The 16443-nt window shown below is 65.6% G+C and carries 15 protein-coding genes; 4 read left to right on the top strand and 11 right to left on the bottom strand.

All coding sequences use genetic code 11. The features are described from left to right. On the top strand, positions 1-823 hold an 823-nt coding region (locus GV792_RS26860; RefSeq protein WP_163827749.1), incomplete at its 5' end, for an esterase/lipase family protein. A 302-nt stretch (positions 824-1125) separates the two neighbouring features. On the opposite strand, the gene GV792_RS26855 is transcribed toward GV792_RS26860, so the two are convergent. The 6 genes from GV792_RS26855 to GV792_RS26830 all read right to left on the bottom strand — a co-directional run bounded on the left by GV792_RS26855 (position 1126) and on the right by GV792_RS26830 (position 7427). Next, the gene (locus tag GV792_RS26855; protein ID WP_163827747.1) at positions 1126-2679 is read right to left on the bottom strand and encodes an acyl-CoA carboxylase subunit beta; all 1554 of its coding nucleotides are present in this window, start codon (positions 2677-2679) and stop codon (positions 1126-1128) included. Between the two features lie 486 nt (positions 2680-3165). Then, positions 3166-3744 (bottom strand): hypothetical protein, encoded by a 579-nt coding sequence (locus tag GV792_RS26850; protein WP_163827745.1) that lies wholly within the window; start codon positions 3742-3744, stop codon positions 3166-3168. After that, positions 3744-4091, bottom strand: coding sequence for a hypothetical protein (locus tag GV792_RS26845; protein ID WP_163827743.1), 348 nt, complete (start codon positions 4089-4091; stop codon positions 3744-3746). Before GV792_RS26845 ends, GV792_RS26850 begins: the two co-directional genes overlap by 1 nt. Before the next feature lie 191 nt (positions 4092-4282). Continuing rightward, positions 4283-5257 (bottom strand): AraC family transcriptional regulator, encoded by a 975-nt coding sequence (locus tag GV792_RS26840; protein ID WP_163827741.1) that lies wholly within the window; start codon positions 5255-5257, stop codon positions 4283-4285. A 105-nt stretch (positions 5258-5362) separates the two neighbouring features. Next, the gene (locus GV792_RS26835; protein WP_163827739.1) at positions 5363-6541 is read right to left on the bottom strand and encodes a hydroxylase; all 1179 of its coding nucleotides are present in this window, start codon (positions 6539-6541) and stop codon (positions 5363-5365) included. A gap of 19 nt (positions 6542-6560) precedes the next feature. Continuing rightward, complete coding sequence (locus GV792_RS26830) at positions 6561-7427, bottom strand: IclR family transcriptional regulator (protein WP_163827737.1); 867 nt, start codon at positions 7425-7427, stop codon at positions 6561-6563. A gap of 113 nt (positions 7428-7540) precedes the next feature. Here GV792_RS26830 and GV792_RS26825 point away from each other — a divergent pair, with 113 nt between their 5' ends. Further along, positions 7541-8476, top strand: coding sequence for a 3-oxoacyl-ACP reductase (locus tag GV792_RS26825; protein WP_163827735.1), 936 nt, complete (start codon positions 7541-7543; stop codon positions 8474-8476). Positions 8477-8693: 217 nt separating this feature from the next. Here the strand turns inward: GV792_RS26825 and GV792_RS26820 are convergent, their stop codons facing one another. Both GV792_RS26820 and GV792_RS26815 read right to left on the bottom strand, forming a co-directional pair. Continuing rightward, positions 8694-10364 (bottom strand): AMP-binding protein, encoded by a 1671-nt coding sequence (locus GV792_RS26820; RefSeq protein WP_163827733.1) that lies wholly within the window; start codon positions 10362-10364, stop codon positions 8694-8696. A 159-nt stretch (positions 10365-10523) separates the two neighbouring features. Further along, positions 10524-11141: a TetR family transcriptional regulator gene (locus GV792_RS26815; protein ID WP_163827731.1), complete on the bottom strand. Its 618-nt coding sequence runs from the start codon at positions 11139-11141 to the stop codon at positions 10524-10526. Positions 11142-11419: 278 nt separating this feature from the next. On the opposite strand from GV792_RS26815, the gene GV792_RS26810 reads away from it, so the two are divergent. Further along, positions 11420-12211, top strand: coding sequence for an SDR family NAD(P)-dependent oxidoreductase (locus GV792_RS26810; RefSeq protein ID WP_163827728.1), 792 nt, complete (start codon positions 11420-11422; stop codon positions 12209-12211). 97 nt (positions 12212-12308) lie between these two features. Continuing rightward, positions 12309-13943 (top strand): FAD-dependent monooxygenase, encoded by a 1635-nt coding sequence (locus GV792_RS26805; RefSeq protein WP_163827726.1) that lies wholly within the window; start codon positions 12309-12311, stop codon positions 13941-13943. 18 nt (positions 13944-13961) lie between these two features. On the opposite strand, the gene GV792_RS26800 is transcribed toward GV792_RS26805, so the two are convergent. From GV792_RS26800 to GV792_RS26795, 3 genes are all read right to left on the bottom strand, one after another. Beyond that, on the bottom strand, positions 13962-14960 hold the full coding sequence (locus GV792_RS26800; protein ID WP_256670482.1) for a MerR family transcriptional regulator: 999 nt from the start codon (positions 14958-14960) through the stop codon (positions 13962-13964). Further along, positions 14933-15430 (bottom strand): DUF6764 family protein, encoded by a 498-nt coding sequence (locus GV792_RS29945; RefSeq protein ID WP_309138657.1) that lies wholly within the window; start codon positions 15428-15430, stop codon positions 14933-14935. Before GV792_RS29945 ends, GV792_RS26800 begins: the two co-directional genes overlap by 28 nt. Positions 15431-15619: 189 nt before the next feature. Beyond that, a complete protein-coding gene (locus tag GV792_RS26795; protein ID WP_163827755.1) occupies positions 15620-16210 on the bottom strand; it encodes a lipocalin family protein in 591 nt (196 codons plus the stop codon). Positions 16211-16443: the final 233 nt, after the last annotated feature.

Here is a 16443-nt window from a genome sequence, read left to right as displayed (position 1 = left end):
TGCCAATGATTGGAACTGCAAACCCACCCCCGAACACCCCCGCCCGGTCCTGTTGATCCACGGCACGTGGATGAACGCCTACAACGGGTACGCCTATATGGGCCAGCCGATCAAGGATGCCGGGTTCTGCACCTTCACCTTCAACTACGGTCGTTCCAACCTCCTCGAGGGCGGCGGCCTCGGCTCGGTGCTGCCCGGGGTGATGGGCACCGGCTACATCCAGGACTCGGCGAAACAGTTGTCGGTGTTCGTGGATCGGGTGCTGGCCGCGACCGGTGCCAGTGAGGTCGATATCGTCGCGCATTCCCAGGGTGGCTCGATGTCGAACTGGTACACCAAGTTCGATGGTGGTGCGGCGAAGGTGAAGAACCTGATCACCTACGGCGCCACCCATCACGGCACCAGCCTCGACGGGATCGGCGCGTTGGGGCGCGCGATCAACAACCTCGGCATCGACATCCTCGGGTTCATCGAGATCTTCGTCGGCCACGCAGGTATCCAGCAGACCATCGGCTCCGATTTCGTCAACCAACTCAACGCCAGCGGTGACACCGTCCCCGGTGTCGACTACACCATCGTCGGCACCCGCTACGACGAGATCACCAACCCCTACGATCTGACGTTCCTGCACCCAGGCCCGGGAGCCACGGTCCGCAACATCACCCTGCAAGACGGCTGCGAACAGGACATCTCCGACCACCTGACGATGATGTATTCTCCCCGCGCGCTGTCGATCGCCTTGAACGCCCTCGACCCCGTGCAATTCCCGCAACTGCAATGCACCTTCAACCCCTGGCTCATCGGCGGCGGCGGCTCACTCTAGCCAACCCCCAGACCGGCACCCACCGGACCGGATCGACACCGACTCCGGCCGGCCCGGCGGGTAGCTCGGCCGCCGCTCCCCCAACGGAACCGGTGACCCGCGCCGTTCCGTGGGAGGTGAACCGGCGGATGCCCACCGAGCGGTACAGGCCCTGCCCGCTCGGTGGGCATACCCATGTCCAGGCGAGGGGTCGACGAGCAGAAGCCTTCGACGATCAGGTCTGACGTCAAGCGCTGTCCCATCGACGGTGTGGCTCGTATTCGCCCCGTGTCGTAGTGGCTCGACCGGTCCACCGGCCGCACTCACATGGGGTACAAGCTGTGCTTGCGAGGGTTGAACTCCACCGTCGCCGCTTTGTCCCGCAGCAGCCGCAACGCATGCCGCAACTCCAGCCGCGTCGTGGACGGCTCGATGACCGCGTCGATATAGCCGCGCTCGGCCGCCACATAGGGGGTGGCGACAGTGGCGTTGTACTGCTCGATCATGAACTCGCGCACCGCGGCCCGCTGCTCGGGCGGTACCTGTTGCAGCTGTCGGCGCCCGACGATATCGACCGCGCCTTCGGCACCGATGACCGCGATTCGTGCGGTCGGCCAGGCAAAGCTCACATCAGCGCCGAGCTGCTTGCAGGCCATGAATCCGTAGGCGCCGCCGTACACCTTGCGCACGACCAAGTTGATGATCGGAACAGTCGCCTCGATGATGGCGCGCGGAACCCGGCCACCGCGAATGATGACACCGTTTCGTTCCTCCTCTACGCCGGGCAGGATCCCCGGTGTATCCACCACGAAGATCAAGGGCAGATCGAACGCATCGCACAACCGGATGAAATAGGTTGCCTTATCAGAGCATTTCGCATCCAGCGCACCCCCGAGCACGAGCGGCTGATTGGCGAGCACCCCGACCGGACGACCATCGATGCGGGCGAACCCGGTGATCAAATTGGGTGAACTGGCCGCTCGGATCTCGTGAAAGTCGCCGTCGTCGAAGATCCGGAGCAGGATCTCGTGCATGTCGTATCCCTCGCGGTCGGAATCCGGGATGATGGACTCCAATTCGAGGTCGTACGCGGTAATTTCGGGCTCGAGGCCGGGGTTGACGATCGGCGGCGTTTCGATGCAGCTCGACGGCAGATAGCTCAGATATTTACGCGCCCAATCGAAGGCGTCCTGCTCGGTCTCGCAGACCTGGTGAATCACACCGTTGCGGGCCTGCACCTGTGCGCCGCCGAGCTCTTCGGCAGTCACGTCCTCCCCGGTGACAGCCTTGATCACCTCAGGACCGGTGACGAACATATGCGCTTTCTCGGTGGCAACCAGCACGTCGGTATTGATCGGCCCGTACACCGCTCCGGCAGCGCATTTGCCCAGCATGATCGAGACCTGCGGCACGAACCCGGACAGTCGTTCCTGGCACCGGCTCATATGCGCGAACCAGGCGAGGGAAGCGACGGCGTCTTGGATACGGGCGCCACCGGAGTCGTTGATCGTCACCACCGGGCACGCCTTCTCATAGGCGAACCGCAGAATGTGAGTGAGCTTGCGCCCGAACATCTCTCCGACGGAGCCGCCGTACACGGTCTGATCGTGGGCGATCACCACAACCGGCCTGCCGTCGATGCGTCCGTGGCCGGTCACCACACCGTCGCCGTACATCGCGTCGGGGTCGCGCGGATTGCGTACCAGACCGCCGATCTCGGAGAAGGTTCCCGGATCGAGCAGGGCCTTGACCCGTGCTCGCGCGCTGGGAATTCCCTTCTTTTCGCGTTTGGCGATTCCCGCTGCACCCGCCGGCTCCGCCGCGGTGGCAAGCACCCCGCGTAGTTGCTCCAGCTTCGTTTCGGTGCCAGTCGCCATCCCGGTATGCCTCTCGCCGTGCAGTTGTCCGGGCGAACATAGCCGGGCAGGCACGCGAGTACGGGCCGCTGCCACACAGTCTGGACAGAGTCACAGCGGCAGGAATGATCTTCTGGCTACATAGCCAATGTTCCCTTGGTCAGGCAGCACCTATATCTCGGCGGCGAAGCTGCTGCGCCGCGGCGACGGCTTCTTGCTTCGAGAAACCGTCCGCCATCCATTCCGAATCCACATACCAGGCCCGCCACGTGCCGTCACCGCGCTGTTCGGTCCGCAAACTCTGGTCTATGGCAATCACCGGGTCCCCTTGTCTGGTCGTCGGTCACCAAACCTCACTCCGCGATTCTGAGGCGGACCAGACCCTACAACCAGACCGTGTGCACGGCAGCAATTCCGACCCGTGCCCTTCGGGTCGTAATACAAATGGCATCCGGACCGTCAGCTGGACAGCAGTCACCGACGGTTCGTGCCGCGCTCGATCGCGGCCTACGCGGCCACCGTCGACGGACGCGTCCGGTCGAGCCCGCCGGTGTGCTGTCCGGCCAGGGGCACCGGCAGCCACCGCGCGAACCGTTCGAGCTCGGCCAGCGCGCCGACCGATGTGCACGCCTCGATCAGACCTTCCGCAAGCCGGATATCGTCCTCGTCCAGACCGTAGATCGAGAGCAGGAAGCCGCGGCGCGGCGACGCGGACAGGGCCCCCGATCGGATGTTCGGGAGAACGGTCGGCTGGACACGCGCCGGGCACCCGGAGTGCAGGACCACCATCGCTCGCAGGGCGAACGCGAGATCGCGAGTGTCCGGTATGTGCCCAGCGGCGACTGCACAGATGATGTCGGCGGGCAATACCTCGGTGCCGTCCAGATATCCGGGTTCGACAGCGCGCCAACGTTGCAGCGGCGGGAAGTGGACACAATCTCGGCGGCCCGACCAGCGGCTGACCGCCCGATCCACCAGCAGATCCGTCACCGCTCGGCACCGGTGTTCGTCCTCGACGACCGTCAGTACCTGCAGGAGCCGGCAATCGATGCTGTCCGGCGGCGCCGACGTACCGGGGATGCTCATCACGCACCACCTGGGCCAGGACCTGCGCCGCGTCGCGGTTTCGCAGGCACCGGCTCGTGCGCGCGGCGCCACGCCGTCACGAACAAGCCCAACGACGCGGTCACCGCCACCACCACCGCCACCGTCAGCAGCACCAGCGGCATCGTCGCCGCCGTGTCGGAGGGACCTCCGCCGCTGCGCACGATCAGCAGCGCCGCGAACAGCGGACCGACCATGCTCAACGCAGCTGCCGCCAACATCAGCCCGCCGGTAGTCAAGGCGACGGTACCCAACGGGTCCTCCCCCACCGGGGGCGCATACCGTCCACGCTCCGTACGAGAATTCAGCAAACGCGCAACATCAGTCATGATCGCCCCTCCGGTCACCTGCTCGAAGTACGTCTGAACTGCGAATTGAACCGTACAACCCGCCTCGCCGGAAACGGTCCCGATGAGATCGAACTGTCATGACCACTGACACCGGCAACCGTTCAGCGACCGGGAGTGTCACCGGTCAAGACGGAATTCCTCTTCCGCCGATCAGATGGTCATCGGCACGGTCACGCGGGTGAGGACAGCACACTCTCCCGGTATTCGGCGGGCGTCATACCGGTTTCACCACGGAATACCCGATAGAAATTCCGGTCACCGGTGAACCCGCAGGCGCTGGCAATGGATGCCACCGTGCGGTCGGGGGCCGAGATCAGCAGTTCACATGCGAGTTCGGTCCGCATCCGGCGGAGCAGCGCCATCGGACCACCCTCGTCGTTACCGAGCACGCGGAACAGTTTCCGGCGCGAGACCCCGCACGCCTCCGCGATGCGTTCGGTATTCAATGCCGGATCACTCAAACGCGCACGGAGAAATTTCACGACCAGTTCGCGATCGAAGACCTGACCGGCCGAGGCCGCCGGGTAATGGCCCGCGCCGAGCGCCAGCGCGGCCCCGAGGATCTCTACCCCGGCATTCAGCAGGGCAGTGGAACGCAGCGCTTCCGGCGGCAAGGTCACCAGTCGACGGAAATAGTCGATAACCAACGCTCCGTGCGCGACCGGCTCCAGCACCGTCGTCACCGGGAAGTCGTCCTCGCCCAGATCCGCCGACCGCATGAGGGCCTGTTTCGATACCCGGATCATCAACCCCCGGTATTCGGTGGTCCGGGCTTCCTGCGGCAATTCACCGTCGACGATGAACATCGTTCCAGCGGGTGCCCGGAGGTACTGCCCGTTGCACGCGAAATCAGATGTACCAGAGAGAGTGAGACCGGCGACCACGTAGGGCGCGGCCGTTCTGGCGATGTGCCTGCGGTTACGCCGCGCGATCTCGGCAGAATTGGTGATCACCGCGATCGACAACTCCTCCGACATCACCGTCGGCGTGAGTTCCCCGTAGAAAGGCCCATCGCCGAGTGGTGCCATCGAACAGGGCACCACCGACTCGCTCATGATCGAGGCCCACATCTCGAACGACTCGCGCGGCGATACGTCGGCCGTCGACCTCGTCGGCCCACCCACGATCACCTCACGCCCGTTCATGATCACCATGCTGACACTCGGATCCAGCAGATCCTGGAACCTCCTGCACTTCTCGCGTGGCTCGACGAGGGCGGCGCGAAGACATAGTCGGCGTGTGATCCCTGGTCAGATCATCGAACGGTGAATACCCTTTGGCTCCCCGCCGAGCTGGGTGAGCGCCGACGCGTGGAAGATCGAACCGGGCACATGAATGGCATGAGCCAATCCGGCATGGATATCGCGGAAGAACCGCTGCATCGGGAACTTGTAGTGCAGTGCGCCGCCGCCTGATCGGGCAAAGATCTCATCCACCGCCCGCGCCGCCCGCCAGGCCGCCGCGGTCTGAGTGCGCCTGCCGATCGCTCGCTCCTCGAAGCTGATGTCGATACCCTTATCGGTCTTGTCCCAGAACCGATCGACGGTCTCCAGCAGAGCCGCGCGCGAAGCCGCGATCTCGGCAGCCGCCTCTCCGATCGCGAACAGCACGTACGGGTCCTCTTTGATCGGGACCCCGGTCACGGCGACCCGTTCCTTCTGCGCGGCGATATGACATGCCAGCGCACCTTCGGCGATCCCGACCACCGCGGAGGTGATGCCCAACGGGAACATGCAGGAGAACGGCATTCGGTACAGGGTCTCCGTGCGGCCTGCCCGCCGCACGGCGGTCCCGTCCATGACCTCCGAGGCCGGCAGGGCCCGGTACGAGGGGATGAAGGCGTCTTTCACGATCACATCCTTCGAGCCGGTACCGCGTAGCCCGATCACATCCCAGGAGTCCTCGACGATCTCGTAATCGGACCTGGGCAAGATCACGTGCAGCGGCGTCGGGGGCATCGCGGGCTTGCCCTCCGCATCGCCGAGCATCGCGCCGAGGAAAGCCCACCGGCAGTGATCGGTGCCCGAAGAAAACGACCACCGCCCGGTGAGCCTGTACCCGCCATCGACCGGCGTCGCCACGCCCATCGGCGCGTACGGCGAGGCGACCCAGGTGTCCTGGTCGGCGCCCCAGATCTCCTCCTGCACCCTGGTATCGGCGAAGGCCAGCTCCCACGGATGGACACCGACGATGCCGGTGACCCAGCCCGCCGCGCCATCCATCGCGGCGATCGCCATCGTGGTTTCGGCGAACTCACGCGGATGACATTCGAGCCCACCGTGCTCCTTGGGCTGCAGCATCCGGATCGCTCCAGACTCGCGCAGCCGCTGCGCCGATTTGTCGGACAATCTCATGAGCTTGTCGCCCTCGACGCCTTCGGCGCGGATCTCCTCCGCATAGGCCTCGATCCTGTCCAATACCTGACCCATGGTCACTTCTTCCTGTTGATCAAGCTCGCACGAGGCGGTTTACGGGCATGGGGTGCGAGGAGATGTTCGATGTCCCGGCGCCGCCCCTGCGGGGCCGTGCCTCCTGGTCGGGATACAGCGATAGCGACACCTCTCGTGCTGCGTCCAGCACCAGCGGCGCGACCCGCTCGAGTCGCGTGGTGCGCTGGTCACCGCACAACGAGACGCCGGCGACGGGACCGTCCGGGCCGCGGACGGCCGCACCGGCACATGCGACTCCGCGCGCCGATTCACCCCGCTCGAATGCGAGGCCGTTACGCTGCCTGATCCGATTGAGCTCGACGTGCAGCGCTGTGAGGCTGGTAATCGTGCGATCGGTGTAACCACGCATCGGACGACGGTAGAGGCTTTCAACGGTTTCCGGGGACAGCAACGCCAAAATCGATTTACCACCCGCGGTGGCGTAGGCGGGTCCGCGTCCGCCGACCCGCGACGGGAACTGGGCGGCGAATCGTCCGCCGACCTTGTCGAGGTACAGGCTGTCACCACCCTCGAGCACCGTCAGGTGCACCACCATGCCGGTCTGTAGGTGCAGTTCGTGTAGCAGTGGCGCTGCGGCGGCGCGGATCTCGTCGCGTCCACCGTCGCCACCACCCAATCCGAGCGCACGTCCACCCAGGCAGTAGCCGAAGGCCGCGTGCTCGACCCAGTTCAGTTGCACGAGCTGATGCAGGATGCGGTGGACCGTGGAACGCGGCAGCCGGGAGCGTCCGGCGACTTCTTCCAGAGTCAGTCGCGAGGCGCGACCGTCGAAGGCGTCGAGGATCAACGTCATGCGCTCGACCATCGACGGGGGCACATCCCGTTTCGGAACCCTGGTGACATCTCCTGAATCAATGATAGTCATCGATTCCTCCAACTGCGCTGCTCAGAGGATGGTAGAAGGCAAGAACTGAAAGGAATTCTTGTTCCAAGGTAACATCGGAAGGGCAAAAATCTCAACGAATCAGGGAGCCCGATATGGCTGAACAATTGACCCTCGACGGCCGCACGGCGATCGTGACCGGCGCCGGAGCAGGACTCGGGCGGGCGGAGGCGCTCGGCCTCGCTGCCGCAGGAGCCGCGGTGGTGGTCAATGACATGGGACCGGCCGCGCACGAGGTTGTCGACGAGATCACCGCCGCCGGCGGGCAGGCGGTCGCGGTCACCGGCGATGTCTCGGACTGGGCACTCGGTGAGCATCTCGTGCACACCGCGGTCAGCACCTTCGGCTCACTGGACGTGCTGGTCAACAATGCCGGAATCCTGCGCGACAAGATGATTTTCAACCTCACCGAATCCGACTGGGATGACGTCATCCGCGTCCATCTCAAGGGCCACGCCGCCACCTCCCGCGCGGCCGCGGTGCACTGGCGCCAGGCGAGCAAGACCGCGGGTGGCCCCGTGTACGGGCGAGTGATCAATACGTCGTCGGAGGCATTCCTGTTCGGAGCGGCCGGACAGCCCAACTACTCGGCCGCCAAGGCAGGCATCACCGCACTCACCCTGTCGACGGCCCAGGGCCTTTCCCGCTACGGCGTGCGCGCCAATGCGATCTGCCCGCGCGCCCGGACCGCGATGACCGCCGAGACCTTCACCGACCACACCACCAACGGGCTGGATCCGCTCGCGCCCGAACGGGTGGCCACCCTGGTCAACTACCTGGCTTCCCCGGCGTCCGACGAGATCAACGGCCAAGTCTTCGTCGTCTACGGCAAGATCGTCGCGCTCATGGACGCCCCGAAGGTCGAGCAGCGCTTCGATGCCGCGGGCGGGGCGTTCACCCTGGAGGAACTCGATAGCCAGCTGACGCCTTACTTCTCGGGTCGTGGCCGTTACGAAACGTATTCCGCGTACAGCGTTGCTGAACTGGAGAAGTTCGCCATGGCCACCGGCGATCCGGAAGCGCAGGCATGAGACTGGACGGCAAGGTCGCGATCGTCGCCGGCGGCGCCGGTGACATCGGTCGCGACACCCGGTCCATGACCGGCCAGACGCTCATGGCCGATGGCTGCCGCAGCACATTGCGATAGATAAGCGATCGTGTGCCCCACAACCGATGGGGCACACCATCTTTCATGACCAGCGCCGCGGTAGCGCGGCCACCGACGCCGCTCCTCGGGTGCGACGGCGTCTACAGCAGCCGCTGTCGTCCCGCGATCCGAAACTCACGGACGAGGTCGTCCTTGTCCGTGCGCGACATCGGGTGATAGGCCGGTGCACCCCGCCCCACCCATCGGAATACCGGGTCGTCGCAGCGCCACGACTGCGCCTGCAAGTCGCGTTTGAGGACCTTGTTCGAGCCCGTCACCGGCAGGTTCGTCGACACTCGGATGAATCGCGGCGTGGCTTTGCTGCCGAGATCCGGTTGGCCGGAAAGGAAGTCCGCGAACTCCTGCGGATCGAACGCCGCATGAGATTCCAGCTCGACAGCAGCCATCACCTGATCTCCCGACCGCGCATCGGGTACGGCGAAGACACCGGTCGCGATCACCCGCGGGTGCCTGCGCAGCACGCGTTCGATCGTCAAGGCCGAGATGTTTTCGCCGTCGACGCGAATCCAGTCACCCTTGCGACCGGCGAAGTAGAGGAACCCCGCCTCGTCGATGTACCCGAGGTCGCCGGTCCAGTACCAGCCGTGTCTGATCCGGTCGGCGTCAGCGGCGTCGTTCTTGTAGTAGCCCTCGAATGCGGTCGCGCCGGCTTTGTTGATCATTTCGCCGATCGCCTCGTCCGGGTTCAGCACTCGACCGTGTTCGTCCAGCATCGCGCGCGCACATTCGGCGAGCGTGTCGGGGTTCACCACCGCGATCCCCGCATGCGCTGGCCGGCCGAGAGCGCCCTCGGGAGCGGCGGGATCGAGGACCACCGAACCCGACCCCTCACTTGACCCGTAGCCCTCGTACAGCACCGCGCCGAAGCGACGGACGAACGCGGCCTGGTCCTCCGGCGAGGCCTCGGTCCCGAATCCGCGCACCAGCGTGTTGTCGGCATCGTCCGGCGACTCCGGAGTGGCCATCAGATAGCCGAGGGCCTTACCGACGTAAGTGAAGTACGTCGCCCCGAAATACCTGACGTCGGGCAGGAACCCGGACGCGGAGAACTTTCTGGTCAAGCACACGGTGGCGCCGTTGGCGAGCGCGGGCGCCCACAGCGCCATCAGCGCGTTCCCGTGGAACAGCGGCATACAGCAGTAGTCGACGTCGCCCCGATGGTGGTGGTACTTCTCGCCGATGGCGTACGCCAGCCGGGACAGCCTGCCCTGACTGCATTTGACGGCCTTCGAGGTGCCGGTCGTGCCAGAGGTGAACAGCAGCAGGAACAGTGACGAGGAATCGACCGAGGGCATCATTGCCGGATCGGCGACCCGATGGCGCTCGACCGACTCGGCATAGTCGGGTCCGTCGATCACCAGGAACCGATCGTCATCCAGTCCCAGATCGAGCTTCCGCAGCCGTGACATACCCGCGCTGTCAGTGACGATCAGCTGGCAATCGACATAGCGGATCTCCGCCTCCAGCTCGGCGGCGCCGCGCGTCGGGTTGATGCCGACGATGGTCGCGCCGGTCAGCGCGGCACCGCCGAGCCAGAACAGGAAATCGGGGACGTTGTCGAGGAAGATCCCGATGTGGAACGGTCCGTCACGACGCAGCCTTCGGGCAAGCTCACCGCGCGCGGCGCTCTCGCGAACCACCTCGTCCCAGGTCCAGTCTCGTTCGCGGGTACGGACCCCGAGGTGCTCGTCCCCGCGCCGATCGAGCAGCATCTCGGCGATCGTCGTGCGCACGACGGAGAGAGTCGTCATAGGCCGTCCTTCGTGGTGATGCCCGAACGCTAGCCACGAAGCACAGCCCGGCGGGTTCGCAGTCTCGCTCAGTGGTAGGGATTGCCGGAGACGGCCACCATCGCGGCACCACCAGCACCGATCGCACAGCCTCGAATCGAGGCCATCGCCCGCGGTTCGCTATGTGAACGATTCCGGCCATTCGGCGAGCAGGAGGTCGCACATGACCCGCAGGTCCTGCTCGGCGTCCGGGACCGTGATTCGCCCGTTCAGACAGGACTGGATGACACCGAAGGCCGCGTGGATCAGCACTCGCACCAGTGTGGCGTCCCGCTCGGTCGCCTCCTCGATACCTGCTGCGTCGTAGAGCAATTGCCGGAAATTCCGCTCGACACGCGCCGTGTCGGGGACGAGCGCGGCCTTCGCGGCACTGTTGGACTGGATCATCGCATTGGCCAGCAGCGGGCGGCGCAACAGCGCCCGCACCACCCGTACCAGGGTGTCGTGGACTCCGGCGGTGGCGCTCAACCCGGGACGCGGGCGGCGCGCGAACCCTGCGCTCATCTGATCGATCTGATCGACCATGACCGCGACGAACAGGTGGGTCTTCGACGGGAAGTAGCGATACAAGGTGGCGACCGCGACGCCCGCGAGCTTGGCCACCTCGTTCATCTGGACTCGTTCGAGTTCGTGCTCGGTGGCGAGGGCGACAGCGGCCTCGAGTATGCGCTGGACCCGGGCATGCTGCTCGGTCGAGCTCGGTGCCGCAGCATCGCGCGCTTCGGCGATTCTCGGCATCGCTTCCCCTTCCTCGTCCAACCCCTCACCGTCGGGATCGATGCTGCCCGGCTCGCGCCACGTTCGGTCCGGTCCGTCCGCTCAGTGAGATCACGCCGTCCGACCACTCAACGCGACATCTCGCGACATGGGCGGACGTCAGGTCCTCATCATCGCAGATCTTCGTCGGCGCGGACGCACCACGCGGCACCGCCCACGCTCGCGATCAGCCTTCGTTTCAGTCTCATCCACCGGGACAGGCGTTCGTGGCGCCGCCCCAAATAACGAAAGGTCTACCCATGATCGACCCGAACCAGTACGGCCCGTGGGCCGTGATCGCAGGCGGATCCGAGGGCGTGGGCGCGGCATGTGCCGAGCAGCTGAGCGAGGCCGGCCTGAATCTGGTGCTCATCGCCCGCAAGCCGGGTCCGCTCGAGGACACCGCGGCGACGGTACGCGCCCATGGCGTCGAGGTACGGACACTGGCGCTGGATCTCCTCGACACCGACGCGGTGGACCGAATCCGTTCGGCCACCGCCGATATCGAGGTCGGCTTGCTGATCTTCAACGCAGGAGCCAATAGCTACGGACACGAGTTCGTCACCGGTGATCTGACCGGATTCCGGGGTGTCATCACGCTCAATATCGACCGGCAGCTGGAGCTCGCACACCACTTCGGTCCGGGCATGAAGGCACGAGGCCGCGGCGGAATCGTCTTGCTCGGGTCGCTGGCCGGCTATATGGGTTCCGAACATCAGAGCATCTACGCTGCCGCCAAGGCATTCAGCCGGGTGTTCGCCGAGGGCCTCTGGCTCGAGCTGCGGCCACATGGCGTGCACGTCGTCGAGTTGGTTCTCGGTGTCACCCGCACCCCGGCCATGGAACGCGCCGGGCTGAATTTCGATATTCCTGGCATGCTCGTCGCCGAACCCGGCGACGTCGCACGTGAGGGTCTCGAACATCTCGCCGACGGTCCGGTCTGGGTCGCAGGCGGCAACTATGCCGCTGCCGAGCAGCGCAGCGGTTTCCCACGCGATCGACTCGTCGAAGGTGCGGCACGCGCCATGCGAAAACTACTCAACCGCAATTAGTGAGCCGCAGCCGGGAACACCGCGTGATCGCTGTCCGGTCGGCGTACGATCAGCAACCGACACTGACGCGGATTCCTCCACTACGAGGTGATGGCGCATGTTCGACACCGATGTCCTCATCGTCGGCGCCGGTCCGGTGGGATCGGCCGCGGCCGTCGAGTTGTCTCGGCGGGGTGTGCGCTGCCGGATCGTGGACAAGCTGGCCGTTCCACCGCAGTATGCGAAGGCGGTCGGAATTCAACCCCGCACGCTGGAGCTGTTCGAGTCGATGGGCGTGCTCCGGGATATCCTCGACGCCTCGATCAGGCTGCACGGGCAGCTGGTCTACATCAACGGGGTCGAGGCGGAGCGGCTGGATCTGACATTGCCGCCCGATGTTCCGTTCGGTTTCATCGGAATCCCCCAGTACGCGACCGAGCGCATTCTCTGGCAACGAGTGGAGTCGACGGGGACGCGCATAGAGCGCGGCACCGAGCTCGTCGGGATCACCCAGGACAAGGACGGCGTCGATGCTGTGCTCACCGGGCCCGATGGTGAGCACACCGTCCGGGCACGGTACGTGATCGGTTGCGACGGTGCGCACAGCACAGTCCGCAAGGCGCTCGGCCTGACCTTCGAGGGCGCGGCCTTCGCCGAGCAGTACATGCTCGGCGACGTGGAACTGGCCTGGTCGCAGCCGCGCGGTTTCGGCGTGCGGGCGATGCACCAGACCGACGGAGTCACCGACGACGTCCTGGTGTGCATCCCGCTACCCGGCCGCAACCGCTACCGGGTGTCGATGCGGGTGCCCGCGGAGCTCGAGACCGCCGCGACCGACGGAGTGCAGCACGGAATCGGCAGCGGACCCGGTCCCGGACTCTCCGAGATCCAGGCCGTGCTTGACCGGCTGGCGCCAGAGCCGACGACAGCGTCGCACCTGCGTTGGTCCTCGACATTCCGGATCAGCCACCGCATCGTCGACTCCTATTGCCGTGGAAGGGTTTTCGTCGCCGGCGATGCCGCCCATATCCATCCCCCCACAGGCGCGCAGGGCATGAACACCGGCATCCAGGATGCTCACAATCTCGCCTGGAAGCTCGCCTTGGCAGTCGCCGGGACGGCCGCACCGGAGCTGTTGGCGAGCTACGACGCCGAACGCAGGCCCGTCGGGGAGGAAGTGGTCGGCCGCACCGTGCGCGACGCCAGGGAAGGCATCGGGGCCGGCGAAACGGACGTCGGCTACGTCCTCCGGCGCGAGGCCCAACTGCTGATCGACTACCGCGACAGCCCGATCGTGGCCCGTTCTGCCCCCGGCTCACCGACGCCAACCGCAGGCAGCCGTGCCCCCGATGCGACCGGACTGACGCGAGAGGCGGTGACCTCCCCGTTCCGGCTGTTCACCCTGCTCGCCGGACCGGACCACACTGTTCTCGCATATGTGGACGAGAGCTGCGACGAGTCGGTGCTCGATGAGCTCGAAAGCTGCGTCGAGCTGGTCCGGGTAGTGACCGGTGGCCGACTGGACACCTACCTCATCGCCGCACCCGAAGCTCCGGTCCGGCCGGCGAACGTGCCGGTCGTTCGTGATCGCGACGGCGACTTCGCCCGCATGTATCACGCGGGACCGGGCACTGTTTATGTCGTCCGACCCGACGGCTATCTCGGTTACGTCGGCTTCCCCGCCCTGCGAGACGACCTCATTCACTATGTCGAATCGACCTTCGGCTCGGAGAAGACAATGCCGTCCCCCTGATCGTCGCCGACCCCACCACTAACCGTTGAAACAATCCGATCGGCGACGGGTATCCGCCGCGGGGGATGCCTGCACGGTCCGCACGATGGTGTCGACCGCGCCTTCCAAGGTGTGAACTGTGCGAGCGTGGGCGAGGTCGATCGGTTCGGTCCAGCCAGGTCCGCCCAATAGCAACAACGCCGGTGCTCGGACTTCGTCGAAATCAGGCAACGGTGCGGAGTGCCCGGTGTGTGACCACAACAGGACGATCGGGCGGCGGGGTTGTTTGGCAACAGCGTCGACCAAGGCGTCACCCGGGACCGATGCCCCGAGCAGAAGCGCCGGGATGGCGGCTTCGGCCAATGCCGCGCGCAACGCTTCCAGCGGCAGGACGTGACCTTCTCCCGCGATACACGCCAAGAGCACCGGAATGAGCCCTTTCGTGTTGCGCACCACCGGCACAGTGCGATGCAATGCGGTAGTTATGGCCCAGGTCAGGACATGCTCCACGTCGATAAGCCCGCGCCCGCGCCGCTGTCCGGCGACCACATCGGCAAAAGCCGGTCGACACATCAGATTCCACGTCATCACCACTCCGAAATGCGCACAATGCGCGGAGAAAAGTGCGAGCAATTCGGTAGCATCGAGCCGCTCGGCGGCGGCAACGACTGGCGCCACCTCACCGAGCACCGGAACCGGGTCCGCCGCCGCGCGTGCGGCTTTGGCGGCGTTGACCGGACTGACACCAGCGCGAACCAGGTCGACCATACGGCTCAGTACCGCCACCTCAGATCGTCCGAAGTGGCGGTGCTGACCAGGGAGTCGGCGTTCGGGCCCCAGGTCGTAGCGCTGAATCCAGCTCCGCAACGTCGCGACTGGAATCCCAAGGGTCCGGGCCATTGCGCTGACAGTCAGTTCGGCCCCTTGGTCTGCTCCACCACCTGCCTCGGCCAACGCCACCCCTTTCGCCATCCCAGCGAACCCGGGACGCCATGGATGCTTCGGTGTGCTCAGCCGAGCGAAAGACAGCCTTGCCATGTCTGGAAATCTCCAGCGAAGGCCAGGCCGCCCGTGCAGGTCGGCGTGCTTGTACCGGTCACATTCACCACCGCTCCCGGTCCAGCGATACCAATGGAAAGCCCCGGACGAACTCCGGTGGTATTCACCTGTGCCCCAGGACCTACTGCGATAGCGGCAGGACCGGACAGGTACTGCGACGACGATGTCGCCGCGCCGCCATTGGCAGCGATCGCCAGCGACAGGCTGGTGGCCGCGGCGTCGGCATCCGCGGTACCGCCGAGCCCATACGCAGCGGCCGCGCCCCCAGCATCGCTTTCGGCCGCGCACGCGGACCCACCATCAGTCGTTTGTATCGCGGCAGCTCCTGGCGCTGGGCATGACGTCATCGGCGCGGCATTTGCAGTCGCCGTTGCTCCGACTGCGCACAGTGATGCGGCACCCACGCTGACCAGCAGACCGATCGAAGGTATCGGGGTGAAACGGACCATGACATTCTCCTAGATGTCGATGTCGCCCGTCGCTGACACTCGGCAGCCCCCGCCGGACGACTGGAACTCTGCCTGTGAGGTACCACACTACCGCACAAATGATGCAGAAGCGATGCATCTGATCGGCGGGGCCAGACTCAGCTTTCCGGCGGGCGCGCCCGCCCATCTCGGCCGCGAACTCCCATCCGCCTACACCGTGCAGAGCGGGCGAATATCAGCCGCGCCACCCACGGTCGGCGAGGTGAGCAGAACGCAGGGGTCGTAACCGCGGTCGGCAACCACCGCTCGAATCTCACGCCACCGCGCCGCATCGACGGCCGTCGATCGAGACAGCACGAATCCGGACAATCGCAACGGATCGCCCAAGACCGCCCAGGAATAGTCGTCGGCAACAAACGTCACGACATAATTGGGCGGACCGTCGAGGGAATCCTGAAACGGGACACGAGGAAAGCTGACATGCAGCTGTGCCCGACTGACCGGATCGACCACTCGCGCGTTGCCGACAATGCGGTTCGTGCCGCCCGACCAGGTAACACAACTGTTTTCGACACGGACATTGTTCGCGTCGATCAGCTGGTAGTTCGCGACCGTGTCGCGGGCGCATTCGAGGTTGAAGGGCTGCGGAACCGCCGCGACTTGGTTCCACGTCCCGAGATAGCGTTGCACGTCCAATGCCGCAACCGGCATCAACGGCTGCCAACCCGCAGTAGGCGCCGCAGCCACCGTCCCGGCGCTCACCGCACACGCGAGCACAGTAGCGGCCGCCACCCGAGCCATCGTCAGCAGCCTTCGCCCGCCCGCACCACCTGATCCCACCGCGACTCCTTACAGACCGGGCGGCCGACCGGGCGATCGCGCACCCACCAGGCCGCAGAATCATTCGAACCGAACTCCGTCACATTCTACTCTAGAATGATGCATAAACGATGCGATAATCTCGACCCGGAGCGTAGGCATCCCGGTGGCTGAGCGAACCCGTAGTGCGGGATGGTCACGACCGGCGGTGCGCA

Origin of the sequence: Nocardia cyriacigeorgica (assembly GCF_010868145.1) — a bacterium.
In the GTDB taxonomy this organism is placed as follows: domain Bacteria; phylum Actinomycetota; class Actinomycetes; order Mycobacteriales; family Mycobacteriaceae; genus Nocardia; species Nocardia cyriacigeorgica_D.
This window is presented reverse-complemented; position numbering and strand designations above follow the sequence as displayed.